This is a genomic window from Amycolatopsis sp. NPDC051061 (genome assembly GCF_040682935.1).
Classification (GTDB): domain Bacteria; phylum Actinomycetota; class Actinomycetes; order Mycobacteriales; family Pseudonocardiaceae; genus Amycolatopsis.
This window is the reverse complement of sequence record NZ_JBFBBZ010000005.1, coordinates 1-22,173: the sequence shown is the minus strand read 5'-3', so window position 1 is coordinate 22,173 and position 22,173 is coordinate 1. Positions and strand designations below refer to the sequence as shown.

Here is a 22,173-nt window from a genome sequence, read left to right as displayed (position 1 = left end):
GGTCAGCGACGGCCGCCGTGGTCGTCGCCGGCTTCGTGGTGCCGGCCGTGGTCGTCGCCCGGCTCGGCACCGTGGCCGCCGTGGTCGTCGCCGAGGTCGTGGGTGCGCGCCGGGTACGTGCTCGGCGCGGACCGGGTCGGGTGCGTGCTCGGGGCCGGGTAGCTCGCGCTCGGCGACTCCCTGACTTCGCTGCTACGCGTGGTCTCCGTGCCGGCCGAGGTGGTGGCCGAGGTGCCGGCCGAGGGCTCGCTCACCGCGGTGGCCGGCACCTGCGTGCCGTCGTCGGCGCCGGACTGCGCCAGGGCCGCCGTCGTCCCGCCCACCGCGAGCACCGCGCCGGCCGCCGCGATCACCAGAATCTTGCGCATGTCTGCTCCTTCTCGTTCTCCGACAACGAAAGAAGCATCACGCGCCGGGCGATAGCGGCGCGCTGCGCGGGGATTAAGGCATCCCTAAAGCCTTCCCGAGGTCCAGCACGATCCGGGCACCCGTCCCACGCGTGACGGCGAACTCCCCGCCGGACGCGCGCGCCGTCTGACGGGCGATGTCCAGCCCGAGCCCCGTCGACCCGGCACCACTCGCGCCTCGCGAAACCTCGTCGAAGCCCGGGCCCTCGTCCGACACCTCCAGCCGGGCGCCGTCCGGCGTCGCCGTGAGCCGGATCGCGTAAGCGGTGCCCTCCGGCGTGTGCGCGAAGACGTTGCCCAGCAACGCGTCCAGGCACGCGGCCAGCTCCGGCTCGCCGACCGCGACCGGCAGCGGGCCGTCGTCGAGCGAGACCGTCACCGCGCGGTCCTGGTCCTGCGCGAGCACCGACCAGAACCCGGCCCGCTCACCGACGACCACCGCCGCGTCGCACGAACCGGGCGCCGAGTCCCGGGCGCGCGCCTGGTCGATCAACGCGGTGACTTGCCGCTCCAGGCTCTCGGCGTGGCCGGTGATCCGCTCCGCCTCGGCCGGATCCCGCAACGACTCGGCGTCCAGCCGCAGCACGGTCAACGGCGTCCGCAGGCGGTGCGAGATGTCGGCCACGGCCTCGCGTTCCTGCCGCACGAGGTCCCGGATCCGCGCGGCCAGGAGGTTGAGCGCGGCGGCGACCGACCGCACCTCCCCCGGCCCGCCCGGGCGCGCCCGCGCGTCGAGGTCCCCTTCGGCGAGCCGGCGCGACACCGCGGCGAGCTCGTGGACCGGCCGCACGATCGACCGCGCCAGCCGGTCGGCGACGAACACCCCGAGCGCCAGCAGCACCACGCCCAGCCCGGCCAGCACGAGCCAGGCCGCGCCCAGCCCACGGGTCAGCTCGGCGCGGTCGACGAAGGCCCGCACCACGGCGGTCCCGCGCGGCAAACCTTGGACCGCGACGAGGATCTCGCGACCATCGGCGTCCTCGACGGTCAGGCTGCTGCCCTGCGCGGCGGCCAGCGTGACCCCCGGCGTGCGCGGGGTGGGCGCGCCGAGCACGGTGCCGTCCGGCAGGAACACCGTCACCGGGTGGCCCCCGCATTCTTTCGGGGGTTCCGGGTGGCGGAGCTCCCGGCCCGGGGTGGCGCCCTGGTTGGTGCAGGTCGTGTTGAGCTGGTCGACGGCCGGCCGCAGCGCCGCCGCGTCGGACGTCGCCACCAGGGACGTCAGCGACTGCGCCTTCGCCGTCGCGGCGGTGACCGCGCGGTCCGCGGTGACCGACCGCAGCAGGATCGCCAGCGGCACCAGGAACGCGACGAGCACCAGGCTCATCGCCGCCGCGACCAGCACCGCGAGCCGCTTCCTCACGCTTCGCCCCCGGGCGCGGCCAGCCGGACGCCGACGCGCCGGACGGTGTGCAGGTACCGCGGCTCCTGCGCGGTCTCGCCGAGCTTGCGCCGCAGCCACGACAGGTGCACGTCCACGGTCTTGTCCGCGCCGGCGTACGGCAGCTTCCAGACGTCGGCGAGCAGCTCGCGCTTGCTGACCACGGTCCCGGCCCGGCTCGCGAGGTAGTGCAGCAGGTCGAACTCGCGCGGCGTGAGGTCCAGCGGCGCACCGTCGAGGGACGCCTGCCGCGTCCGCGCGTCGACCGACAGGCCGCCGACGACGACCGGGGCCGTCGTCTCTTCCGGCTCGGCCCGCCGCAGCACCGCGCGGATCCGCGCGTCGAGCTGGGCGCCGCCGAACGGCTTGACCACGTAGTCGTCGGCGCCGGCGTCGAGCAGCCGGACGATCTCCTCCTCCGCGCCGCGGGCGGTGACCACGATGATCGGCACCGCGCTGACCGCCCGCACCATCCGCAGGACCTCGCGGCCGTCGAGGTCCGGCAGGCCCAGGTCGAGCAGGACGACGTCGGGCCGGTCGGTGACGGCCACCTGCAGCCCGGCCATCGCGGTCGGCGCGGACGTCACCGTGTGCCCGCGCTCGCCCAGCGCGCGCAGCACGGCCGTGCGGATGGTCGGGTCGTCCTCGACGAGCAGCACGGTCGCCATTCCGGGGAGGCTACACACGCGAAGCCGCTTCGCCGGGCGCCTGGCGAACGCTAAGGACGCCTTAGCCGCGCTTTAACCCGCCCGGATGGCACAGTGGACGGGTGACCAGGCGTGGACTGTTGATGACGGCGGGCTGGCTGCTGGCCGCCGTCATCACCGCGGGCGCCGGCACCGTGGCCCTCGACGTCGTCGGCGCCGGCATCCTCGGCCCGCAGAACCAGCCGCTGTCCCAAGACGATGTCGCCCGCGCGCTGGAAACCGTGCCGACGACCACGACCCCGGTGGCTCCGACCCCGACGTCGTCGAGCGCCCCGGCGCCGCGCGGCCTGACCGTCCCCGGCGGCAGCGTCGTCGCGAAGTGCACCGGCGACCAGGTCGAGCTGATGTCGTGGAGCCCGGCCCCGGGGTACCGCACCGACGACGTCTCGCGCGGCCCGGCCGCCACGGCGTCGGTGAAGTTCAAGGACGGCGGGACCGAGAACCTGACCGTCGTGACGTGCCGCGACGGTGAACCGCACGCCGAAACGGTCGCCGACGAGGGCCACCACGGACGCGGCTAGCGCGGCAGCCCGGCGTTGAGCCGCGCCAGGATGCCGTAGGGGAACGGCAGTTCCGGCGCGCTGACGGCGGTCAGCCGGTCGAGCTGGGCGGCGGTGAGGTCGAGTTCGAGCGCGCCGAGGGTTTCGGCGAGCTGCGCCGGTGACCGGGCGCCGATCAGCGGCGCGGGCATCGCCGGCCGGCGCGTCACCCAGTGCAGCGCCACCTGGGCCGGGGTCGCGCCCGCCTCGGCCGCGACCTCGCGGACGACGTCCAGCACCGCCCAGCGGGTCTCCGGCAGGGACCGGTAGGGCGCGCCCTCGGCGAGCCGTCCCTCCCCGGCGCCGTCGCGGGTGTACTTGCCGGACAGGAACCCGCCGCCGATCGCGCCCCACGGCTGGACCGCGATGCCGAACTCCCCCGCCAGGGGCACGTACTCGGGCTCGATCGCCCGCTCGACCAGGGAGTACTCCAGCTGCAGCGCCGTCACCGGCGGGCCGCCGAGCATGGCGGCCTTCGTCGCGTACCAGGCCGGGACGTCGCTGAGCCCGACGGCACGGATCTTCCCGGCGCGCACGAGGTCGCCGAACGCCGCCATCACCTCCTCCGCCGGGGTGAAGCCGTCCCAGACGTGCAGCCAGTACAGGTCGACGTGGTCGACGCGCAGCCGTCGCAGCGACGCCTCCAGCGAGGCGACCATGTTCTTGCGGCCGTTGCTGCGCCGGCGGGGGTCCGACCGCGGTTCACCGCCACTGAAATCGGGCCCGGAGTACTTGGTGGCGAGGACGACGTCGCCGCGGCCGACGTCGCGCAGGAACTCGCCGACCAGTTCCTCGCTGCGGCCGGCGCTGTAGTTGTCCGCGGTGTCGACGAAGTTGCCGCCGCTCTCGACGTAGGCGCGGAAGATCTCGCGGGAGGTGTCGTCGTCGGCGCAGAAGGAGCCGGTGCCGAAGGTCATTGCGCCCAGCGCCAGCGGCGAGACCCGCAGCCCGGAACGGCCAGCGGCCGGTAGTCGTCCAATCGTGTCATGTCCCCGAGCGTGCAACCCGGAGCGCGGTCCGGGTCAAACCCGATCGAGGGCATTCGGGCAACTTCGGGGAGAAAACGAGCCATCCTCCCGGTGAGCCCGGAATGAACTCCAGGGGTGCGCTAGCCTGGCCCGATCATGGGGCCCGGGGCCCCGCACCCCCGGCGTGGCGAGGAGTCGAATTCGTGCAACCGAACCTGGGGCCAGGTGAAGACTTCGAGCTCCTGCTCGAACGGCAGGTCCGGGACATGCAGTCGAAGGCGGCGGCGCTGAACGAAGCGCTTACCGCCGCCGGCGCCACGGTCCGCTCCCGCGACGGGGCCGTCACCGTGACGCTCGCGCCGAACGGCGCGCTCACGAACCTCGAGCTCGGACTCCGGGCGTGCGAGCTCGGGCCCGCGCGGTTGACCGCGGCGATCATGGGCACGGTGCGCGAAGCCCAGCGCCAGACCGCCCGGACCGTCGCGGACTCCTTCGCCACCATCAACGGCGACAGCGAGTCGACCGACATGGTCCGGTCGTTCCTGCCGCCGGACCCGCCGCCCGACGGCGACTTCGCGGCGCCGGAGAGCGCCGAGCCCGAGCGGACCCCGCCGCCGGCCGCTCCCCCGGCGCGTCCGCCCGCGCGGCCGGCCGCCGGGCCAGCCCCGCGTCGCCGTCCCCCGGCTGAGGACCACCCCGACGACGAATCGAACCCCTGGTGAGCGGCAGCGGCTTCAGGGTCGATTCGGAGCCCCTGGCCGACTTCGGCAAGCACCTCGACGAGCTGCAGAGCAATCTGCAGGGCACGGCCGACCTGGTCGGTGGCATGACCTGCGACCCCGGCATGTTCGGCATCAACCCGGCGTGCCAGCTGATGGCAGCGGGCGCGAGCACGTGGACCGACAAGGCGCACCACCAGTTCGGCGACTACGCCAAGACCATCGGCGAGTTCTCCGACAAGGTCGCCGAAGCCGCGAAGCGTTACCAGTCGGGCGAAGAAGACGCCGTCGACTCGATCGTGAGGTTCGAATAGTGGGCGACGACTACAAGAGCAAGGACGTCGGCCTCCACGGCTCCGAACTCTTCAACAGCGACAACGCCTCGGCCGGCGCCGGGTTCTTCGAGGCCGCGATCGGCCTGGACAAGGCCGTCAAGGAAAACGACCAGGTCGCGATCGGCATCGGCTCGGCGGGGTTGGCGCTGGAGACCATCGGTCTCGTGCTGGACCCGATCGGCAGCCTCCTCACCGCCGGGATCGGCTGGCTCATCGAGCACATCACGATCCTGCGGTGGCCGCTGGACATCCTGATGGGCGACCCCATCGGCATCAGCGCGGCCGCCGAAGCGCTCTCGGCCGAGAAGAAGAAGCTGGAGCAGTGGTCGACGGACCACCAGTCGGCGATCGAAAAGCTCATGAAGGATTGGTCCGGCAACGCCGCGGACCAGTTCAAGAAGGACATGGACGCGGTCACCGAGCAGCTGAACTCCCTCGGCGGCTACCTCGACCAGGCCGGCAAGAACATGAAGATCGCCGGCGGCATCGTCGGCGCCTTCCGCGGCATCTTCCGCGACCTGATCGCGATGCTCCTGGCGACGATCATCAAGGGTGCCCTGATCGCGGCGGCGCTGGCCCCGGTGACGTTCGGCGCGTCGATCGCGATCTTCGTCGGCACGACGATCGGCACGGTGGCCACGGCGCTGGGCAAGATCGGCGCGAAGCTCGTCCAGCTGGGCCGGAAGCTGGGCGACCTGGTGAAGGCGCTGGCGAAGATGGGCAAGGCGGGCGACGAAATCGCGGGGGCGAAGCCGCCGACGAGCAGCCTGACGCCGACCCCGACCCCCAAGCCGGACGCGACCCCGCTGCCGAAGCCGGACGCGACACCCGAGCCGAAGCCCGACACGACACCGTCGTCGGCCACGCCGGATCCCAAGCCCGAGCCCAAGCCGGACCCCAAACCGGAGCCGAAGCCGGACACCACCCCGTCCTCGGCCACACCGGAACCCAAGCCCGAGCCCAAGCCGGACACCACCCCCGAGCCGAAGCCCGAGCCCAAGCCGGACACCACCCCCGAGCCGAAGCCCGAACCCAAGCCGGACACCACCCCGTCCTCGGCCACCCCGGAACCCAAGCCCGAACCCAAGCCCGACACCACCCCCGAGCCCAAACCGGACACGACGCCCAAGCCGGAACCCGCGCCGTCCTCGTCCTCGGCCACCCCGGAACCGAAGCCCGAACCGAAGCCGGACGCCACCCCGGACCCCAAGCCGTCGTCGGCCACTCCGAATCCCAAGCCGCCCAAGACGTTCACCGACAAGATGACCGCGGTCATCAAGGACAAGCTGTCCAAAGTGGACGGTGTCACACCCGAGATCATGCAGAAGTTCGACAAGATCAACAACTTCTCGGTCGAGCAGCTCGGCAAGCTCTTCGGCAAGAAAGGCGCCGAGAAGTTCGAGTCGGCCATCAAGATGATGACCGACCCGTGGTTCGGGAAGTCGGGCCTGGCCGGCAAGACCGTCGTCGACATGATCAAGGGCGTGCCCGCCAGCATCAAACCGGACACCGGCGGGGACGACGACTAGTCACGGGTCCGAAAGGATCACCGCCCGGGACGCGAGGTGCAGCGCCAGCCTCTCGTCCGGGCGGGACAGGTCCACCCCCAGCAGCTGCTCGATCCGCGTGATCCGGGCCGCCACGGTGTTGCGGTGCACGCCCAGCACCGTGGCGGTCTCGGCGAGCGATGATTCCGCGTCGAGGTAGGCCGCGAGGGTCCGGACCAGGTCGCCCGGCGCCGAACGCAGCGGCGCGACCAGCGCCCGCGCCGCCGGCTCGAACGTGTCCGTGCGGGTCCACTCCAGCAGCAGCTGGGCCATGCCGAGCTGGTCGACGTGCAGGAAGTGGCCCGTCTCGGGCCGGGTCGCGGCGAGGCGGGCGGCGTCGAGGGCTTCCGCGACGGTCGCCGCGAGCCCTTCCGGCCGCGGGTGCGGCCGCCCCACCCCCATGTGCGCGCCCAGGCGCAGCGCCCGGTGCGCCGTCTGGAGCCGGGTCGCCAGGGAGTGCACCCGTTCCGCCGTGGGTTCGTGGTCGAAGGTGACCCAGCCGGTCCAGCCGTCGCCGTGCTCGACGACGACCGCCTCGACGTCCAGCGCCCGCATGACCTCCTGCGTGCGCGCCACGGTGTCGACCGTCGCGGGGACGCCGATGTGCAGCCCGACGTGCCAGCCGCCGAGCCGCCAGCCGGCGTCGGCGACGCGGCGGCGCAGGTCCGCGCCCGGCTCGGTGTCCAGGCGCAGCAGGTCACCGAGCAACGCCGTGCGCGAGCGCGCGTCCCGTTCCAGCTCGAGCCGGTTGGCGAGCAGCCAGCGCTGCAGCGCCCCGGCGGCCACGGCGAGCGCCGGCGGGACGACGTCGGCCCGCGCGGCCTCGGTCCCCCGCAGCTCGGCTGCCAGCCACATCGCCGGGCGCTGCAGCAGCACCGGGTGGGCCAGGAAGACGCTGCCGTCCGCGTCGGTCCGCTGCGGCACGGCCTCGTCCAGCCGGACGCGCCCGGTCACTTCGCCGGCCAGCGGCGCACCGCGGTCGTCGAGCACCGCGACGGGCGACCGCAGCAGCCGCCGCAGCAGCGCGACGACCTCCTCGGGCGGCCGCGGCCGGTCACCGAGGGCGCGGTGGGTGGCCAGCAGCAGGTCCGCCCGGTCGAGCTCGGGCGCGGCGAGCAGCAGCCGCGCCTCCACGAGCAGGTCGAGCGGCGGCCCGGCGGCGCTCAGCAGCGGCACGGCCAGGCGGTCGGCGAGCAGGCGTGACGCGCTGAGCGGCTCGATGCCCGGCAGCAGCACCCCGGTCGCCCCGGCGTCGGCACACCGCCGGAGCAGCGCGTCGATCTGCCAATCCGTCGCGGCCACCGGCCACACGACGACGACCAGCTCTCCGGCCGCCGGCGTGCGGGAGGCGTCCGAAGTGGCCTGAACCGTCGCGAGTGGACGATCGAGCCCGGCCGCGCCGGCCAGCAGCCGGACGTGCTCCGCCCATCCGGGAAGGGCGAGCACCCGCCGCAAGGTCACGGCCACCCCACCGGATCGCAGTCGATGCCGTACGCGCGCGGCCGCAGCACCGGGAGCCGCCGCGGGTCGGTCCAGAACGGGGCCGAGGCCAGCCGGACCACGTCGACCTCCAGGCCCGTGCGGATCGCGTCGCACGGCACCGGCACGCCCGTGCGGTGGTCCAGCACCGACAGGATGTCCGGGGTGGACGCCACCGGCGTGCCGTCGCGCAGCGCCAGCAGGTACTCGTTCTCCATCTCCAGGCGCAGCAGCTCGCCGTCGCGGTGATCGGCCAGGATGACGCTGCCGCGGCCGAACCCCGGGTTGCCGAGCTGCCCCGGGCCGACGTGCCGCGCCACCTCCAGGACCCGCCCGCGGGCCAGCACCGTGCCGTCGAGCGCGGCCTCCAGCCGGTCGCGGGCCGGGCTCTCCCCCGCCGCGAGGACCCGGCGGCCGAGCGCCAGCGCGGCACTCGTGGTCCCCGGGATCGAGCACGCGGCCAGCTCGCCGGCGGGGATCGGCGCGAGCGCGAACGCCGCCCACCCGCCGGAGCCGGCGACGAACGCCCGCGCGCCGCGTTCGACCGTCGCGTCCGAGCCGGCCGCCAGCAGCATGACCTGGCCGCTCTGTTCGGCCAGCGCGGCCGGTGCGACGCCGCGGCCGGTCGCCGCGACCGCCAGCTGGTCGAGCCGGGGCAGGCCGCGGCCGGAGAGGTCGGCGTCGGCGTAGTCGAGGCCGAGTTCGCCGGCGACCGCCAGGGGCATCAGCCCGTTGAGGCCGCCGATCTCGATGGACATGACCGCGTCGGCGCGCTCGCCGGTCCAGCGTTCGACCGCGGCGACGGCGGACGCGAACTCGTCCCCACCCGGCAGTTTCTCGGTGAACGCGGCCGTCGCGCCGACGACGCCGACCGGCACCACGCGGGCGCCCGGCGGCAGCTCCGCCACCGGCCGCACGTCCGGCTCGTGGCCGCGTTCGAGGACGCGGCGCAGCAGCACCGCGGCGGTGGCGGTGTCCCCGCCGCCGCCGGACCCGAGCAGCGCCACCCCGCGTTCGAGGGCGGCCACGTCACCAGCGGTGATGCGCATGACTGACCACAGTAGACGAGCTCAGCGCAGGGCGTAGCCACCGTCGGGGTAGAGCGTCGACCCGGTGGTGTAGGTGCTGCCGAACAGGTACAGCACGGCATCGGCCACTTCGGACTCCTTCCCGACGCGGTGCAGCAGCGTGTCCGCGCGGTACTGCGCGAAGCTCGCCTCCCGCACGTCCGCCGGGCGCCCGGCCCAGAGGTCGCCGTCGATCGTCCCCGGCGCGACGACGTTCACCCGGACCGGCGCCAGCTCGACCGCGAGCCCGCGCCCGAGTCCTTCGACCGCCGCGTTGCAGGCGACGTACGCGGGTGCCGCCCCCGGCGGCCGGACGCTCGCCGCACCCGACATCAGCGCAGCGAGTCCTGGTCGGTGCTGTCGACGACCTGCCAGGTCCCACCGACCTCCTTCGCCGCCGTCGACAGCTTCTCCGGCGTCCGCCCTCCGAGGTGGACCGACGCACCGGAAGCGGCGGCCCGCCGGGCGACCTCCAGCCCGATGCCCGACCCGCCACCGATGATCACGACGCGCTTCCCGGCCAAGCTCACGCGATCTCCTCGACGGGGACGAAGGGATGCGGCAGTCCGAACGCACCCGGGCCGAAGATGTCGAGGGCCTCCGGCGTCCGCATCAGCTGCGGGGTCGAAATGCCGACGACGGTGACGCGCTGGCCGTACCGCAGCGTCTCGGTGGTGATCGGCTCGGCCGTCGACGCCTCCAGCACGCAGATCAGGTCCGGCACCACGCACCGCACCTCACCATCCACAGTGGCCAGCAGGTTCTCGTTCTGGAACAGGATCTCCAGCTTGCTCGCGCCGTCGAACGACACCGCCGCCGCGCGCCCGCGCGCGAAGCCCGCCTCGGTCCGGCGCTCCACATCGGACACCTTGCCGCGGAACAGCACCCGGAGGTGCTGGTACGGCGTCGAGCGCAACGCCGAAGCCAGCCGGTCGACCGGATCCTCGTTGCGCGAGCGGGCTTCGCGAATCGTCCGGCCGACGGTCAGCGCCAGCGAAAGCGTTTGCGGCACGGCGGTCCGCTTGACGTCGGCGCCGCTCATCGCGTACTCGGCGATGTGCGCGACGCCGCCGAGCCGGATCGTGACGCCGCGGGCCAGCCACTCCATCCGCCGGTTGTCCGCGCCGGTGTCGATCACCGTGGTCTCGCCGCGTTCACCGCCGATCGCCATCGGCGAGCCCGGGATACCGTATACACCGAACGTCTCCATCTGCAGCTCCGGGAACGCCCGGCCCATACCGTCGGCGTCGACGACCGGCAGGCCGAGCCGCGCGCCGACCAGCAGCGGGATCATCGAGTTGATGCCGCCGCACTCGATCGGCATGGTGGCGTCGGCCCGCTTCCCGAGGTGCTTCTCCAGCGTCCGCAGGGCCAGCACCGGCTCGGAGCCGTTGGGCAGCTTCTCGTGCACCACGGTCGGCGCACCCATCTGCGCGGTCGGGATCACCAGCGCGTCGTCGTCCACTTCGGACGGATCCAGGACGGTGATGGGCCCGTGCTCCCGGATGGCCTCGCGCACGAGCAGCCGGCCGACGTAGGGGTCGCCGCCCCCGCCGGTGCCGAGCACCGCGGCGCCGCGGGCGAGGTCGGGCAGGTCGGCCTCGGTCAGGGTCCAGCTCACCCGGCCACCCCGATCGGGTCGATGTCGTAGCCGAAGTACCGCGGCCCGGCGAGCGCGATGCCCTCCGGCGTGTGCCAGCGCGGGTCGGCGGGCGCGGCGATGACCGTGACGCGCTGGCCGAACCGCAGGCCTTCGGTCGTCACGGCTTCCCCGGTCTCGCGTTCCAGCGTGCAGATCAGATCGGGCACCGACGCCTCGACCACGCCGTCGCGCTCGGCCACCAGGTGCTCGTTCTGGAACCGCAGCACCAGTTCCGCGCCGGTGTCACCGTCCATTCCGGACAGCCGGGCTTCTCCGCGGGCGAACCCGGTGACGGTGCGCCGGGCGACGTCGACGACCTTGCCGGAAAACAGCCGCCGCCCGCCCAGCCGCTCGACGACCCGCGCGACCGGGTCGGCGTGCGCCGCGCGCGCGGCCCGGACCAGCGCGCCCAGCTCGGCGCACAGGCTGAGCGTGCCGGCCACGAGCGACTCCCGGGCCTGCGCCCCGGACATCGCGTAGTTGCTGATCATCGCCGAACACCCCATGTCGATGGTCGCCGACCGGGCCAGCCGCTCGGCCCAGCGATTGTCGACGGTATCCAATACTCCGCGGTTGCCCTTTTCGTCGGCGATGGACATCGGCGTGGCGCGGATTCCATACAGTGTGGGAAGTACCATCTGCAGCTCCGGGAACGCGCGGCCCATCCCGTCGGCGTCGACCAGCGGCAGGCCGAGCTGCGCGGCCGCGACGACCGGGATGAGCGAGTTGACCCCGCCCGCCTCGGCGCACGCGATGTGCGTCAGCTCCTTGCCGAGATAGCCGGCGAGCGTGCGGGCCGCGAGCCCGACCTGGTCGGCCGACGGCAGCTTCTCGACCATCACGGTCGGCGCGCCCATCATCGCCACGGGCAGCACGACAGCGTCGTCGGCGAGGTCCGCCAGGGGGACCAGCGGCACCGAGCCGTGCGCGCGGACCGCCGAAGCGGCCAGCAGGCGGCCGATGTACGGGTCTCCCCCGCCGCCGGTGCCCAGGATCGCCGCGCCGCGCGCGATGTCGTGCAGGTCGTGCTCGGTGATCTCGCGCATCACGCCCCCAGCTGCAGGTCGCCGACGGCCTTGGCGCGGATGCGCGTGGCGTTGCCGGGCAGGTACGGGATGGGCACCTCGTCGAAGTCGACGATGCCGACCGACGCCGGCGAGGCTCCGGCGGCGACCGCACGATCGATGGCTTCCTGCTTCGCCTCCTCGACGACGGCGTCGCGGCGGCCGGGTTCGATCACGTAGACGCGATCGACCTCACCGCCGATCTGCGCGATGGCCGCACCGATCGCGTTGGCCACGGCATAGTTCTCCGGCCGGTGCACGGCGCCGCACCCCGCCAGTTCGTCCGGCAGCAGCACCGAACCGCCGCCGACCGCCACCACCGGCAACGGCTCGGCCGACGTCCGCATCCGTTCGACCACATCGGACACGTCGGCGGCGATCTTCTCGAGCGCCGCCCGGACCAGCGAGCGGTCCAGGTGCGCGACCAGTGACGCGTCCCCGATGTCCGCCCGGCCCGCGGCCACCGCGATGTCGGTCGCGGTCAAAGTGTCCCCGCCGAAGACGAGGGCCTTCGACGTCAGCTCGTAGCCGACCGAATCCGGGCCCACGGTGACGTTCCCGCGCACCCGGCTGCCACCGCCGATGCCGATCGACAGCACGTCCGGCATCCGGAAGTTCGTCCGGATCCCCGCAACGCTGACATCGGTGGTCGCCTCACGGGGGAAGCCTTGCCGCAGGACGCCGACGTCCGAAGTCGTGCCACCGACGTCGACCACCGCGCAAGTGTCCAAACCGGACAGCACGGCCGCGCCGCGCATCGAGTTCGTCGGCCCCGAGGCGAAGGTGGCCACCGGGTAGCGGCGGGCGAAGTCGACGTCCATCAGCGTGCCGTCGTTCTGGCTCAGGTACAGCGGCGCGGTGATGCCCGCGCCGGTGACCGACGCCGACAGCCCGTCGACGATGTGCGCGGCCAGCTCGCGCAGCGCCGCGTTGATCACCGTCGCGTTTTCCCGCTCCAGCAGGCCGATCCGGCCGATCTCGTGGGACAGCGAGATCGCGACGTCCGGCAGCTGCGCGGCGATGATCTCGGCCGCGCGGGTCTCGAACTCGGCGTTGACCGGGGAGAAGACCGAGGTGATGGCGACGCTGCGCACCCCGGCCTCCCCCATGTCGTCGGCGGCCTTGCGCAGCTCGCTTTCGTCGAGCTCCGCGATGTGGCGGCCGTCGAACTCGTGTCCGCCGTGGACGAGGTAGCTGCGCCCCGACACCGCGTCGACGAGCCGCTGCGGCCAGTCGACCATCGGCGGCAGCGACGCCCCGGCCGGCAGGCTCAGCCGCACGGCCGCGGTCGGCGCGAGCCGGTGGGCCTCGACGAGGGCGTTGATGAAGTGCGTGGTGCCGATCATCACCGCCCGCACCGCCGCCGGGTCGAACGCGCGTTGCCGCTGCAGGCCGTCGATCGCGGCGACGATGCCCGAGGTGACGTCCGCGGTCGTGCTGGTCTTGACCGAGGCGAGCACCTGACGGCCGTCGAGCAGGACAGCGTCGGTGTTGGTGCCGCCGACGTCGATGCCGATGCGCACGAAGATTCTCCTTAAGCAGACTGGACGGCGGGAGCGGTCTCGGCGGTCCGGCTGCTGCCGAATCCCCGCACCAGGCCGAGCTTCCCGGCGACGACGTACAGGACGAAGGCCACGACGAGCGAGTTGATGCTCGGCAGGCCCCATTCGACGAACTCGCCGAAGAGCGCGGCGGCGATCCAGACGACGAGCGTCGCGGGCACCCACGCCGGCGCGTCCTCGGGGACGGTGCCGCGCGCCCGGGCGGATTCCAGGTCACCGCGCCACTTCTTCACGACGAAGTACTCGGCGACCATGATCCCGGCGATCGGCGGGAACGCGACGCCCAGCACGGTGAGGAAGTCGGTGAACTTCGCCAGGATCCCGGCCGCGGCGAGCAGGCTGCCCGCGACACCGAGCACGGCGGTCACCAAGCCGCGGTGGGCCTTGCGGCCGGACACCGTGCCGATGAAGTTCACGACACCGAGGCCCGACGAGTACAGGTTCCAGTCGTTGATCTTCATCGTGCCGGCGATGACGATCAGCAGCCCGATCCAGCCGACCGACGACGTCACGATGGTGGTGATCCCGGCGCTGCCGACGGCGTGCGCGAGCAGGACGCCGGACAGGCCGATGACGTACTCGCCGAGCGTGATCCCGACGAGCGTCTGCTTGACGACGTCGGCGGTGGTGCGGTTGAAGCGGGTCATGTCCGGGGTGATGACGGCGCCGACGATGAAGCCGCCGGCCACCAGTGTCGTGCCCTGCAGCAGGCTCAGCGACGGCCCGGGCGGGGCCGAGGAGACGAGCGCGCCGAGGTCGTGGCGGGTCAGCTCCGAGATGATCGACCAGCCGACGAGGACGAGGAACGCCGGGACGGTCAGGTACGCCGTCCAGGCCATGGAGTGGAAGCCGCGCACGACGATCGCGGTGACGAGCAGGCCGAACACGAGCGCCCAGCCCCACTCCGGCAGGCCGCCGATGAGCGACACGAGACCCTGCGCGGAAACGGCGGACTGGATGCCGAACCAGCCGATGAGGCTGATCCCGATGGCGAGCCCGATGAGCGCCGAGCCGCCGCGGCCGAAGCCGGTCCAGCGGGCGATCATGGACGTGGACAGACCTTCGCGGACGCCGATGACGCCGACGAGGATCGTGATGAGCTCCAGGATGACCGAGCCGAGGGTGAAGGCCAGTACCGCGGTCCAGAAGCTCATCCCGAAGCCGACGGTGGCTCCGAGCAGGAACTGGGACAGGGCGGACACCTGGCCGAACCGCTGGACCGCGACCGACCACCACGAGTACCGGGCGTGCTCCGGCACTCTGGTGAGGGCATAGTCATCGACACCGACTGTTGAGGCCACGCCGACCTCCTAATCCGGGAAGGGGAACGGTTCCCCGCACCGTAAGCAGCGGTCCCGGCGGCGTCACCGTGCGATGTGCACAGTCCCTGCCTGACGACTGTGCATTCAGCCCAGGGGGTCCAGCCCGGTCAGCGTGACACTTTCCGCCCAAAGCCGCCCGGCGGCCGCGTCGTCGGTCAGGTTCGTCCAGCGCTCTTCGAGGCGGGGGCGGCCGCGCAGGCCGAACACGCGCGGGCCCCACAGCTGCCCGCCGGTGACGTCCGGGCCGAGCACCGCGCGGACCGCCGGCCGCGCGCCGGCGTCCTTGCCCTGCAGGAGCGCGCGGGCGGGCAGACCGCACAGCCATTGGCCGGCGGTGCGGACATGCACCGGTGGCCGCGACGGCGTCAGCGAGTCGAGCGCGCCACCCGGGTGGGCCACCACGCTCAGCCGCTTCGAACCGGCCTCGCGCAGCCGCCGGTCGAGTTCGACGGCGAAGAGCATCTGGGCCGCCTTGGACCGCTCGTAGGCACGCTTCGGCTGGTAGTCGCGCTCGCTCTGGAGGTCGGCGAAGTCGAGGCTCGTGGACTTCGCCGCGAAGCTGCCGGTGGTGATGATGCGCGCGTCCGGTGCCAGCCGCGGCATCAGCCGGGCGACCAGGGCGAAGTGGCCGAGGTGGTTGGTGCCGAACATCAGCTCGTGGCCGGCGGACGTCTCGCGGCGAGGCGGGTGGTCCAGCATGACCCCGGCGTTGCAGACGACGGCGTCGAGCTCGCCGGGGTCGACCGCTTCGAGCGAGGCCAGGTCGGCGAGGTCGAGCCGGACGTGCTCGACCTTCGCCCCGGCGACCCGTGAGCGGATGGCGGTCCGCGCGGCTTCCGCCTTCGCCGGGTCGCGGCTGCCGATCACCACCTCCGCGCCGGCCGAAGCCAGCTGTTCGGCGGCGAAGTAGCCGATCCCGGCGTTGCCCCCGGTCACCAGCACGCGCATGAACGTCCCCTCCCCGTGCCAAGCTGTCCCGCATGGAGAACGCTACCGGCTACCGGCGGTCGGCCGGCTCGGCCCGCGGCGAGACACGACGCCGGGAACTACTGGCGAGGATCACCGACGACGTCGCCGAGAACGGTCTCGTCGACTTCTCGCTGCGGCGCGCGGCGAGGTCGGCCGGTACCACGCACAAGGTGCTGCTCTACCACTTCGAAAGCGCCGAAGACCTGCTCCGCCAAGTGGTCTTTTCGTTGCGTGAGCGGCGGATCGGCAACGCGCTGACCGCGGTCGCCGCCTCGTCGTCGTCGCTGGCCGACCGGGTCCGCGCCGCCTGGGTGAGCCTGCGCGACGAGGAGTCGGAGCTGCGGCGGGTCCTCGACCAGGCGATGGGCCTGGCGATGTACGACCCGGGCCGGTACGCGGCGCTCGGGCGCGGCGCGTCCCAGCAGTACCTGCCGACGCTGGTGTCGTTCTGCCCGGCGGACTGGCCGGAGCAGCGGAAGTCCGAGGTCGCGTCGATGATCCTCGCGACGCTGCGCGGCTTCCTCGTGGACCTGCTGACCAGCTCGGACGGTGACGGCGCGGCCGCCGGGTTCGAGGCACTGCTGCGGGCGGTCGAACGGGAGGAAGCGGCTTCCTGACGTCTCGACAGTTTGCGAACCACGTGGTTCACTTCCGGCATGCGGATCGAGCTGACTGCGGGAACCGTCGAGTACACCGACACGGGCGGGCCGGGCCCGGTCGTCGTCTTCGTCCACGGCCTGCTGATGGACGGGACGCTGTGGGACGGGCCGGTCGCCGAGCTGGCCGGCCACCGGTGCGTCGTCCCGACCCTGCCGCTGGGCGCGCACCGGGTGCCGATGCGCGAAGACGCCGACCTTTCGATGAGTGGCATCGCCGCACTGCTCACGGAGTTCGTCGAGCGCCTCGACCTGCGGGACGTCATCCTCGTCGGCGTCGACACCGGGGGCGCGCTGGTGCAGCTGCTGATGGCGGACGGCGCGCCTCGGGTGAGCGGCGTGGTGCTCGGCTCGTGCGACGCGTTCGACAACTTCCCGCCCGGGCTCACCGGCAAGACGCTGGTCGCCACCGGAAAGCTGTCCCCTGGACTGTTCGGCGCGTTCATGCAGCAGATGCGGCTGCGCCCGGTCCGGCGGCTCCCGATCGCGTTCGGCTGGCTGACCAAGCGCGGTGACGCGGCGACGGCCCGCTGGATCCGCCCGCTCCTGGCCGACGCGGCGATCCGCCGCGACACCGTCCATGTCCTGCGGGCGGCGGGCGCTTCGCCGGACTTCCTGCTCGAGGCGGCCGAACGGCTGCCGAGCTTCGACCGGCCGGTGCTCCTGGCCTGGGCGACCGAGGACCGCGTCATGCCGCTCGACCACGGCCGGCGGCTGGCCGCGTTGCTGCCGAAGGGAAAGCTCGTCGAGGTGGCCGACAGCTACACGCTGATCCCGCTGGACCAGCCGGCGGAGTTCGCGCGGCTGATCAAGGAGTTCACAGCCGGCTGAGGCCGTGGAGGATGCGTTCCATCAGCTCGAGGCTCGGCCGGTTCCCCGATCCCTTCCGAGCGGTGTGCACGGCGACGATCCCCCGGTCCGCCAGGTCGGACAGCAGGACCCGCGCCACCCCCAGCGGGATCCGCCGCCGCGCCGCGACTTCGGCGACCGACTGCGACGTCCGGAGCAGCGCGCAGATCTCCGACTCCTCCGTCGTACTCCCCCGTACCACCGCCCGCCCCCGCTGGGTGATCGACACGAGCGTCTCGATCGGGAGGTCCCGGGTCGGACGCGTTCGGCCATGGGTGCGGAAGTACGGGCGGACCATCCCCGCCCCGCCTTCTTCGAGCACGGACCCCCAGTGCACAGCCAGCTCCTCACGGCGATTAATCCTTGTCGGCGATTATTTGACCTAATGATCGAGTAGGCCGCAATCGACCGAACAGAGCAACGCCGGAAAAACAGCAGGTCAGCCAGCCAATGGCGGTGCGGTACTGCCCCGAAGGACTAGTTGTGTCCCGAGAATCGACGGCGATGTCGCGATTTTTCCACCGGACAATCGCGCGAGCAGGAGGCGGCCGGCCCGCTCGCCGAGCTCGGCCACGGGCTGCGCGACCGTGCTCAGCTCGAGCAGGCCGGCGAGGTCGTGGTCGTCGAACCCGAGCACCGAGACGTCCGCCGGCACCCGCAGCCCCGCCCGGCGCAGCGTCCGCAACGCCCCGAACGCCATTTCGTCCGACGCGGCGAACACCGCGGTCGGCCGGCGGGACAGGCCGAGGAGAGCACTCATCGCCCGCTCCCCGCCCGCGACGGTGAACCCGCCCCCGGTCTCGAACGCGGGATCCGGCTCGCGGCCGTCGTCCCGGCACACCGCGTGGTAGACCTCGCGGTAGGCCGCGAGCCGCCGCAGCGGCGTCGTGAACCCGAGCGGGATCGGGGCGCTCTCGCCGATGAACGCGATTTCGCGGTGACCCAGCTGGACGAGGTGGCGCATCGCGGTCACCGCGGCGCCGTGGTCGTCGATCCCGACGGAGTCCCCGCCGGGTTCCTCGGTGCCGATCGTGACGAGCGGGACGTCGAGACCCAGCAGCAGCTCGCGTTCGGTCTCCGCCAGCGGCAGGGAGAGCACGAGCACCGCGTCGACGCGGCGGCGCAGCGGCAGGCCGGCGAAGAACCGCTCGCGGCCCGGACCGTCGCCGAGGTTGTAGAGCAGCAGGCTGATCCCGGCGTCGCGCAGCACCCGCTCGACCCCGGAGATGAGCCGCGAGAAGTACCAGCGGTCGACGTAGGGCACGATCACGCCGACCGTCCCGGTCCGGCCCGTGGCCAGGCTCGACGCGGCGGGCGAGATGGCGTAGCCGAGCTCCGCGGCGGCCGCGAGCACCCGCGTCCGCGTGCGGACGGCGACGCCCGGCAGCCCGCGCAGGGCCCGCGACACGGTGGCCGCCGAAACGCCCGCCAGCCGCGCCACGTCGTCGAGCTTCTCCGGCATCTCCTGCCCCATTCGTTGCAAGCGCTTGCAACCATCCGAGTTTCTGCCATTGACACTGCCCTTGATCAAGGCTAATCATCAATGCAAGCGCTTGCAATACTCCGCCTGTCCGGCAAGGAGGCCGACATGCGCCTGCTCCTCCCCGTCACCGGCGCGGTCCTGCTGGCCGCGAGTGCGCTCACCGCGTGCTCCACGGCCGGCGGCCTGACGATCAACCTGTACATCTCGCCGGAGGACCACCTGCAGACGGTGGTCGACCGGTGCACGCAGGAGGCCGCGGGCCGCTACAAGATCGTCTACAACAAACTGCCCCGCGGCGCGGACGGCCAGCGCGAGCAGATGGTCCGCCGGCTCGCCGCGGGCGACACCTCGCTGGACGTGCTCGGCCTCGACGTCACGTGGGTGCCGGAGTTCGCCGAAGCGGGCTGGGCCGAGGAGTGGACCGGCGCGAGCGCGGCGGCGGCCACGCGGGACGTGCTGCCCGGGCCGCTGGCGACCGCCAAGTGGAACGGAAAGCTGTACGGCGCAACGAAGAACACGAACGTCCAGCTGCTCTGGTACGACGACCGGATCACGCCGTCGCCGCCGAAGACGTTCGACGAGCTCATGACGCGGGCGCAGCAGCTCAAGGCGACCGGGAAGCCGTACCAGGTCGTGTTCACCGGCGCGCAGTACGAAGGCCTGGTCGTCTTCTACAACACGCTGGTCGCCTCGGCGGGCGGCCACATCCTGTCCGACGACGGCAAGTCCGTGGTGATGGACGACGGCGCGGTCCGCGCGCTGGAACTGCTGAAGCAGCTCACGACGGCGGGGATCACGGACCCGTCGCTGACGAACCAGAAGGAGGACGAGATCCGCCAGGCGTTCCAGCGCGGCCAGGCGGCGACCGAGCTGAATTGGCCGTTCGTGTATGCCTCCTACGCCAAGGAAAAGCCGCAGGACCTGGCGCACTTCAAGTGGACGCGCTACCCGTCGGTGGTCGCGGGCCGGCCCAGCCGGGTCACGATCGGCGGGTTCAACCTGGCGGTATCCACGTATTCGCAGCACAAGCCGGAGGCGTTCGAAGCGGCGTTGTGCCTGCGGAACGCGACCTCGCAGAAATACCAGGCCCTGGTCGACGGTATCCCACCGAGCATCGCATCGATCTACCGCGACAACGCGCCCTTGGATCCGGCGAAACCGGCGGACCCTCGGTCAAACCCCACAATGGCCGACCAGTACCCGATGAAGGGCGACATCCAGGCGGCCCTGACGGACGCGGCGGTCCGCCCGCTGACCCCGGCGTACCAGAACCTCTCGACGGTGATTTCGAAGGTGCTGTCACCCCCGGCGGAGATCGACGTCCAGGCCACGGCCGACGAGCTGCGCGAACGGTTGACGGACGCGCTGAACTCGCGGGGCATCATCCCGTGACCCGGTCGTGAGTGGGAAACAGTGTTCCCACCCTGTTTCACCCTCACGACCGGCGCGGCGGGTCAGAGACGGATGGGCTTCTTGTTCATGAATTCCTCGATGCCCAGCGGCCCCAGCTCGCGGCCGATGCCCGACCGCTTGATGCCGCCGAACGGCAGGTCCGCCTCCGAGCCGCCCGACTTGTTCAGGTAGACCATTCCCGCCTCGATGCGGCGGGCCACCCGCACCGCGCGTTCGCGGTCCGTGCCGAACACGCTCGCGCCCAGGCCGAACGGGGTGTCGTTGGCCAGCGCGATCGCCTCCTCCTCCGTCTCCGCGCGGAACACCAGCACCACCGGGCCGAAGATCTCCTCGTGGTACGCCGCCATCTCCGGCGTCACGTCGGTGAGGACCGTCGCCTCCAGGTACGCGCCCGGGCCGGGGACCCTGCGGCCGCCCGCGCGCAGGGTCGCGCCTTCGCGGATCGCCGTCTCGACCTGGGCCGCCACCTCGTCCGCCGCCGCGATCGAGGCCAGGGGCGGCAGCGTCGTCGCCGGGTCGGCCGGGTCGCCCGGCACGTAGTACTCCGCGACGCGCTTGGCCAGCCGGTCCACGAACTCGTCGTAGAGGCCGCCCAGCACGATCATCCGCTTGGGCGCGTTACACGACTGGCCGCAGTTGCGCATCCGGGCGGTCGCGGTGACCTTGACCGTCTCGTCCAGGTCGTCGGTGTCCAGCACGATCAGCGGGTCGGACCCGCCCAGCTCCAGGACGCACTTCTTGAGGTTCCGTCCGGCTTCGGCCGCGACGGAGATCCCGGCCTGCTCGCTGCCGGTCAGTGAGACACCGACCAGGCGCGGGTCGGCGAGCATCCACGGGACCTGCCGGCTCGACGCGAACACGTTCACGTACGCGTCCTCGGGCACGCCCGCGTCCCGCAGCACGCTCTCGATGGCCGCCGCCGAGCGCGGGCAGATCGAGGCGTGCTTGAGCAGGATCGTGTTGCCCAGCACCAAGTTCGGCGCGACGAACCGGGCGACCTGATAAGCCGGGAAGTTCCACGGCATGACGCCGAGCAGCGCCCCGATCGGCTCCTTCGTCAGCACGGCTTCCCCGCCGCGGATCGGGATCGGCTCGTCGGCCAGCAGATCCGGGCCGCGGTCGCCGTAGTACCGGAAGATGTCGGCGACGACGCCGACCTCGCCGCGGCCTTCGTTGATCCGCTTGCCCATCTCGAGGGTCATGATCGCGGCCAGCTCGTCCGCGCGTTCGGCGAACAGCTCCGCCGCGCGCAGCACGATCGCGGCCCGCTCGGCGACCGGCCGGGCGCGCCAGGCCGCGAACCCGCCGTGGACGCGGCCGATCGCGGCGCGGACCTCGTCGTCGGTCGAGTTCGGGATCTCCTCCACGAGTTCACCGGTGGCGGGGTTGGTGACGGAATACATGGCGGTCTCCTCTGCCCAGGCGGCCTACTGAGGCTACTGCATACTGTATACACCATGGCATCAACGATCGACACCCGCGCGGCGGTACCCGTCAGCGCGTGATCGACTATCGTTCCCCCATGACGCTGGAGATCACCGGCGGATCCTCTTTCTCCGCCCTGGCAAGGGAAACCGGTCAGTGGACCCGCCGCTACGCAGGGGGCGCGGTCACGTTCGGCTGCCCGGCGCGCTCGCCCGAACGCGCGCCGCGTGTCTGGAGCAGCCGCGGCCTGGGCCTGCCGAAGTCCGAATTGCCGGGGTTCGCCGCGCAGCTGCGCCGCGTCATGAAGCACGAGACGTACTGGATCGCCCGGGCCGCATGCGCCGATCGCCGCGCCGGCGACGCGACACGCTGGTCACCAGGACGCTACGACGACGAAGACGGCTTCGTCTACTTCACGGGCCCGTGCACGCATGGTGATCCGTGGCCGGGATACCGGCCCGCGGAAGAATTCACGATCACGCTCCCGCACGTCCGGGGACTGCGGATCCGGGTGGCCGCCTACCTGGCCGGATGACATGAAAGAGCAAGGCCGGGTAGTTAGGGCGGTGTGGGTCGTGTCAAGGGGCTTGTCGCGGCGTCGGTGACGGTCACGTCGATGACGACTTTCAGGCAGGCGCG

At 72.4% G+C, this 22,173-nt stretch carries 24 protein-coding genes; 8 read left to right on the top strand and 16 right to left on the bottom strand.

What is annotated here, in order from left to right; translation table 11 throughout:
- Positions 1–2: 2 nt before the first annotated feature.
- The 3 genes from AB0N03_RS08220 to AB0N03_RS08210 form a co-directional block, all read right to left on the bottom strand.
- Complete coding sequence (locus tag AB0N03_RS08220; protein WP_364367250.1) at positions 3–368, bottom strand: hypothetical protein; 366 nt, start codon at positions 366–368, stop codon at positions 3–5.
- 73 nt (positions 369–441) lie between these two features.
- A complete protein-coding gene (locus AB0N03_RS08215; RefSeq protein ID WP_364367248.1) occupies positions 442–1,770 on the bottom strand; it encodes a HAMP domain-containing sensor histidine kinase in 1,329 nt (442 codons plus the stop codon).
- A complete protein-coding gene (locus AB0N03_RS08210; protein ID WP_364367245.1) occupies positions 1,767–2,456 on the bottom strand; it encodes a response regulator transcription factor in 690 nt (229 codons plus the stop codon). The genes AB0N03_RS08215 and AB0N03_RS08210 overlap by 4 nt, the downstream gene beginning before the upstream one ends.
- A gap of 101 nt (positions 2,457–2,557) precedes the next feature.
- Here AB0N03_RS08210 and AB0N03_RS08205 point away from each other — a divergent pair, with 101 nt between their 5' ends.
- Positions 2,558–3,016, top strand: coding sequence for a hypothetical protein (locus AB0N03_RS08205; protein WP_364367242.1), 459 nt, complete (start codon positions 2,558–2,560; stop codon positions 3,014–3,016).
- Here the strand turns inward: AB0N03_RS08205 and AB0N03_RS08200 are convergent.
- Complete coding sequence (locus tag AB0N03_RS08200; protein WP_364367240.1) at positions 3,013–3,951, bottom strand: aldo/keto reductase; 939 nt, start codon at positions 3,949–3,951, stop codon at positions 3,013–3,015. The two genes, AB0N03_RS08205 and AB0N03_RS08200, sit on opposite strands and share 4 nt — an antisense overlap.
- Positions 3,952–4,205: 254 nt before the next feature.
- On the opposite strand from AB0N03_RS08200, the gene AB0N03_RS08195 reads away from it, so the two are divergent.
- Genes AB0N03_RS08195 through AB0N03_RS08185 form a run of 3 tightly spaced genes read left to right on the top strand, consistent with a single transcriptional unit; the run spans position 4,206 to position 6,585 of the window.
- The gene (locus tag AB0N03_RS08195) at positions 4,206–4,724 is read left to right on the top strand and encodes a YbaB/EbfC family nucleoid-associated protein (protein WP_364367237.1); all 519 of its coding nucleotides are present in this window, start codon (positions 4,206–4,208) and stop codon (positions 4,722–4,724) included.
- Positions 4,721–5,035: a hypothetical protein gene (locus AB0N03_RS08190; protein WP_364367234.1), complete on the top strand. Its 315-nt coding sequence runs from the start codon at positions 4,721–4,723 to the stop codon at positions 5,033–5,035. Before AB0N03_RS08195 ends, AB0N03_RS08190 begins: the two co-directional genes overlap by 4 nt.
- Positions 5,035–6,585, top strand: coding sequence for a WXG100 family type VII secretion target (locus AB0N03_RS08185; protein ID WP_364367231.1), 1,551 nt, complete (start codon positions 5,035–5,037; stop codon positions 6,583–6,585). The genes AB0N03_RS08190 and AB0N03_RS08185 overlap by 1 nt, the downstream gene beginning before the upstream one ends.
- Here AB0N03_RS08185 and AB0N03_RS08180 read toward each other — a convergent pair whose 3' ends face one another.
- The 9 genes from AB0N03_RS08180 to AB0N03_RS08140 form a co-directional block, all read right to left on the bottom strand.
- On the bottom strand, positions 6,586–8,064 hold the full coding sequence (locus AB0N03_RS08180) for a helix-turn-helix domain-containing protein (RefSeq protein ID WP_364367228.1): 1,479 nt from the start codon (positions 8,062–8,064) through the stop codon (positions 6,586–6,588).
- Complete coding sequence (locus tag AB0N03_RS08175) at positions 8,061–9,131, bottom strand: DUF917 domain-containing protein (RefSeq protein WP_364367225.1); 1,071 nt, start codon at positions 9,129–9,131, stop codon at positions 8,061–8,063. Before AB0N03_RS08175 ends, AB0N03_RS08180 begins: the two co-directional genes overlap by 4 nt.
- A gap of 21 nt (positions 9,132–9,152) precedes the next feature.
- Positions 9,153–9,482 (bottom strand): SDR family oxidoreductase, encoded by a 330-nt coding sequence (locus AB0N03_RS08170; protein ID WP_364367222.1) that lies wholly within the window; start codon positions 9,480–9,482, stop codon positions 9,153–9,155.
- Positions 9,482–9,679 (bottom strand): SDR family NAD(P)-dependent oxidoreductase, encoded by a 198-nt coding sequence (locus tag AB0N03_RS08165; protein WP_364367219.1) that lies wholly within the window; start codon positions 9,677–9,679, stop codon positions 9,482–9,484. The genes AB0N03_RS08170 and AB0N03_RS08165 overlap by 1 nt, the downstream gene beginning before the upstream one ends.
- A complete protein-coding gene (locus AB0N03_RS08160; protein ID WP_364367216.1) occupies positions 9,676–10,770 on the bottom strand; it encodes a DUF917 domain-containing protein in 1,095 nt (364 codons plus the stop codon). Before AB0N03_RS08160 ends, AB0N03_RS08165 begins: the two co-directional genes overlap by 4 nt.
- Positions 10,767–11,837, bottom strand: coding sequence for a DUF917 domain-containing protein (locus AB0N03_RS08155; protein ID WP_364367213.1), 1,071 nt, complete (start codon positions 11,835–11,837; stop codon positions 10,767–10,769). The genes AB0N03_RS08160 and AB0N03_RS08155 overlap by 4 nt, the downstream gene beginning before the upstream one ends.
- Positions 11,837–13,378: a hydantoinase/oxoprolinase family protein gene (locus AB0N03_RS08150; protein ID WP_364367210.1), complete on the bottom strand. Its 1,542-nt coding sequence runs from the start codon at positions 13,376–13,378 to the stop codon at positions 11,837–11,839. Before AB0N03_RS08150 ends, AB0N03_RS08155 begins: the two co-directional genes overlap by 1 nt.
- Before the next feature lie 11 nt (positions 13,379–13,389).
- Complete coding sequence (locus AB0N03_RS08145) at positions 13,390–14,718, bottom strand: cytosine permease (RefSeq protein ID WP_364367207.1); 1,329 nt, start codon at positions 14,716–14,718, stop codon at positions 13,390–13,392.
- A gap of 105 nt (positions 14,719–14,823) precedes the next feature.
- Positions 14,824–15,687: an SDR family NAD(P)-dependent oxidoreductase gene (locus tag AB0N03_RS08140; RefSeq protein WP_364367205.1), complete on the bottom strand. Its 864-nt coding sequence runs from the start codon at positions 15,685–15,687 to the stop codon at positions 14,824–14,826.
- 32 nt (positions 15,688–15,719) lie between these two features.
- Between AB0N03_RS08140 and AB0N03_RS08135 the strand changes: the two genes are divergently transcribed.
- Positions 15,720–16,325, top strand: coding sequence for a TetR/AcrR family transcriptional regulator (locus AB0N03_RS08135; protein ID WP_364367203.1), 606 nt, complete (start codon positions 15,720–15,722; stop codon positions 16,323–16,325).
- Between the two features lie 39 nt (positions 16,326–16,364).
- Positions 16,365–17,195 (top strand): alpha/beta hydrolase, encoded by an 831-nt coding sequence (locus AB0N03_RS08130; protein WP_364367200.1) that lies wholly within the window; start codon positions 16,365–16,367, stop codon positions 17,193–17,195.
- Here AB0N03_RS08130 and AB0N03_RS08125 read toward each other — a convergent pair.
- Both AB0N03_RS08125 and AB0N03_RS08120 read right to left on the bottom strand, forming a co-directional pair.
- The gene (locus tag AB0N03_RS08125; RefSeq protein WP_284742609.1) at positions 17,182–17,550 is read right to left on the bottom strand and encodes a DUF742 domain-containing protein; all 369 of its coding nucleotides are present in this window, start codon (positions 17,548–17,550) and stop codon (positions 17,182–17,184) included. The genes AB0N03_RS08130 and AB0N03_RS08125 overlap by 14 nt on opposite strands.
- Before the next feature lie 102 nt (positions 17,551–17,652).
- Positions 17,653–18,675, bottom strand: a complete 1,023-nt coding sequence (locus tag AB0N03_RS08120; RefSeq protein ID WP_364367197.1) for a LacI family DNA-binding transcriptional regulator — start codon at positions 18,673–18,675, stop codon at positions 17,653–17,655.
- Between the two features lie 126 nt (positions 18,676–18,801).
- Here AB0N03_RS08120 and AB0N03_RS08115 point away from each other — a divergent pair, with 126 nt between their 5' ends.
- Positions 18,802–20,088 carry an ABC transporter substrate-binding protein gene (locus AB0N03_RS08115; protein ID WP_364367194.1) on the top strand — a complete coding sequence of 429 codons (1,287 nt, stop codon included), beginning with the start codon at positions 18,802–18,804 and terminating at the stop codon, positions 20,086–20,088.
- Positions 20,089–20,150: 62 nt separating this feature from the next.
- On the opposite strand, the gene AB0N03_RS08110 is transcribed toward AB0N03_RS08115, so the two are convergent.
- Positions 20,151–21,512: an NAD-dependent succinate-semialdehyde dehydrogenase gene (locus tag AB0N03_RS08110; RefSeq protein ID WP_364367191.1), complete on the bottom strand. Its 1,362-nt coding sequence runs from the start codon at positions 21,510–21,512 to the stop codon at positions 20,151–20,153.
- Between the two features lie 119 nt (positions 21,513–21,631).
- Between AB0N03_RS08110 and AB0N03_RS08105 the strand changes: the two genes are divergently transcribed.
- Entirely contained in the window at positions 21,632–22,069 is a 438-nt protein-coding gene (locus AB0N03_RS08105; protein WP_364367188.1) for a hypothetical protein, read from the top strand.
- The last annotated feature ends 104 nt before the right edge of the window (positions 22,070–22,173 follow it).

What these genes read in the sequence shown, in the direction of transcription:
- AB0N03_RS08155 (WP_364367213.1), bottom strand. Translation starts at nt 11,837, where the DNA reads ATGCGCGAGATCACCGAGCACGACCTGCACGACATCGCGCGCGGCGCG.
- AB0N03_RS08170 (WP_364367222.1), bottom strand. Translation starts at nt 9,482, where the DNA reads ATGTCGGGTGCGGCGAGCGTCCGGCCGCCGGGGGCGGCACCCGCGTAC.
- AB0N03_RS08200 (WP_364367240.1), bottom strand. Translation starts at nt 3,951, where the DNA reads ATGACCTTCGGCACCGGCTCCTTCTGCGCCGACGACGACACCTCCCGC.
- AB0N03_RS08110 (WP_364367191.1), bottom strand. Translation starts at nt 21,512, where the DNA reads ATGTATTCCGTCACCAACCCCGCCACCGGTGAACTCGTGGAGGAGATC.
- AB0N03_RS08130 (WP_364367200.1), top strand. Translation starts at nt 16,365, where the DNA reads ATGCGGATCGAGCTGACTGCGGGAACCGTCGAGTACACCGACACGGGC.
- AB0N03_RS08115 (WP_364367194.1), top strand. Translation starts at nt 18,802, where the DNA reads ATGCGCCTGCTCCTCCCCGTCACCGGCGCGGTCCTGCTGGCCGCGAGT.
- AB0N03_RS08105 (WP_364367188.1), top strand. Translation starts at nt 21,632, where the DNA reads ATGACGCTGGAGATCACCGGCGGATCCTCTTTCTCCGCCCTGGCAAGG.
- AB0N03_RS08140 (WP_364367205.1), bottom strand. Translation starts at nt 15,687, where the DNA reads ATGCGCGTGCTGGTGACCGGGGGCAACGCCGGGATCGGCTACTTCGCC.
- AB0N03_RS08210 (WP_364367245.1), bottom strand. Translation starts at nt 2,456, where the DNA reads ATGGCGACCGTGCTGCTCGTCGAGGACGACCCGACCATCCGCACGGCC.
- AB0N03_RS08220 (WP_364367250.1), bottom strand. Translation starts at nt 368, where the DNA reads ATGCGCAAGATTCTGGTGATCGCGGCGGCCGGCGCGGTGCTCGCGGTG.
- AB0N03_RS08175 (WP_364367225.1), bottom strand. Translation starts at nt 9,131, where the DNA reads ATGCGCATCACCGCTGGTGACGTGGCCGCCCTCGAACGCGGGGTGGCG.
- AB0N03_RS08135 (WP_364367203.1), top strand. Translation starts at nt 15,720, where the DNA reads ATGGAGAACGCTACCGGCTACCGGCGGTCGGCCGGCTCGGCCCGCGGC.
- AB0N03_RS08120 (WP_364367197.1), bottom strand. Translation starts at nt 18,675, where the DNA reads ATGCCGGAGAAGCTCGACGACGTGGCGCGGCTGGCGGGCGTTTCGGCG.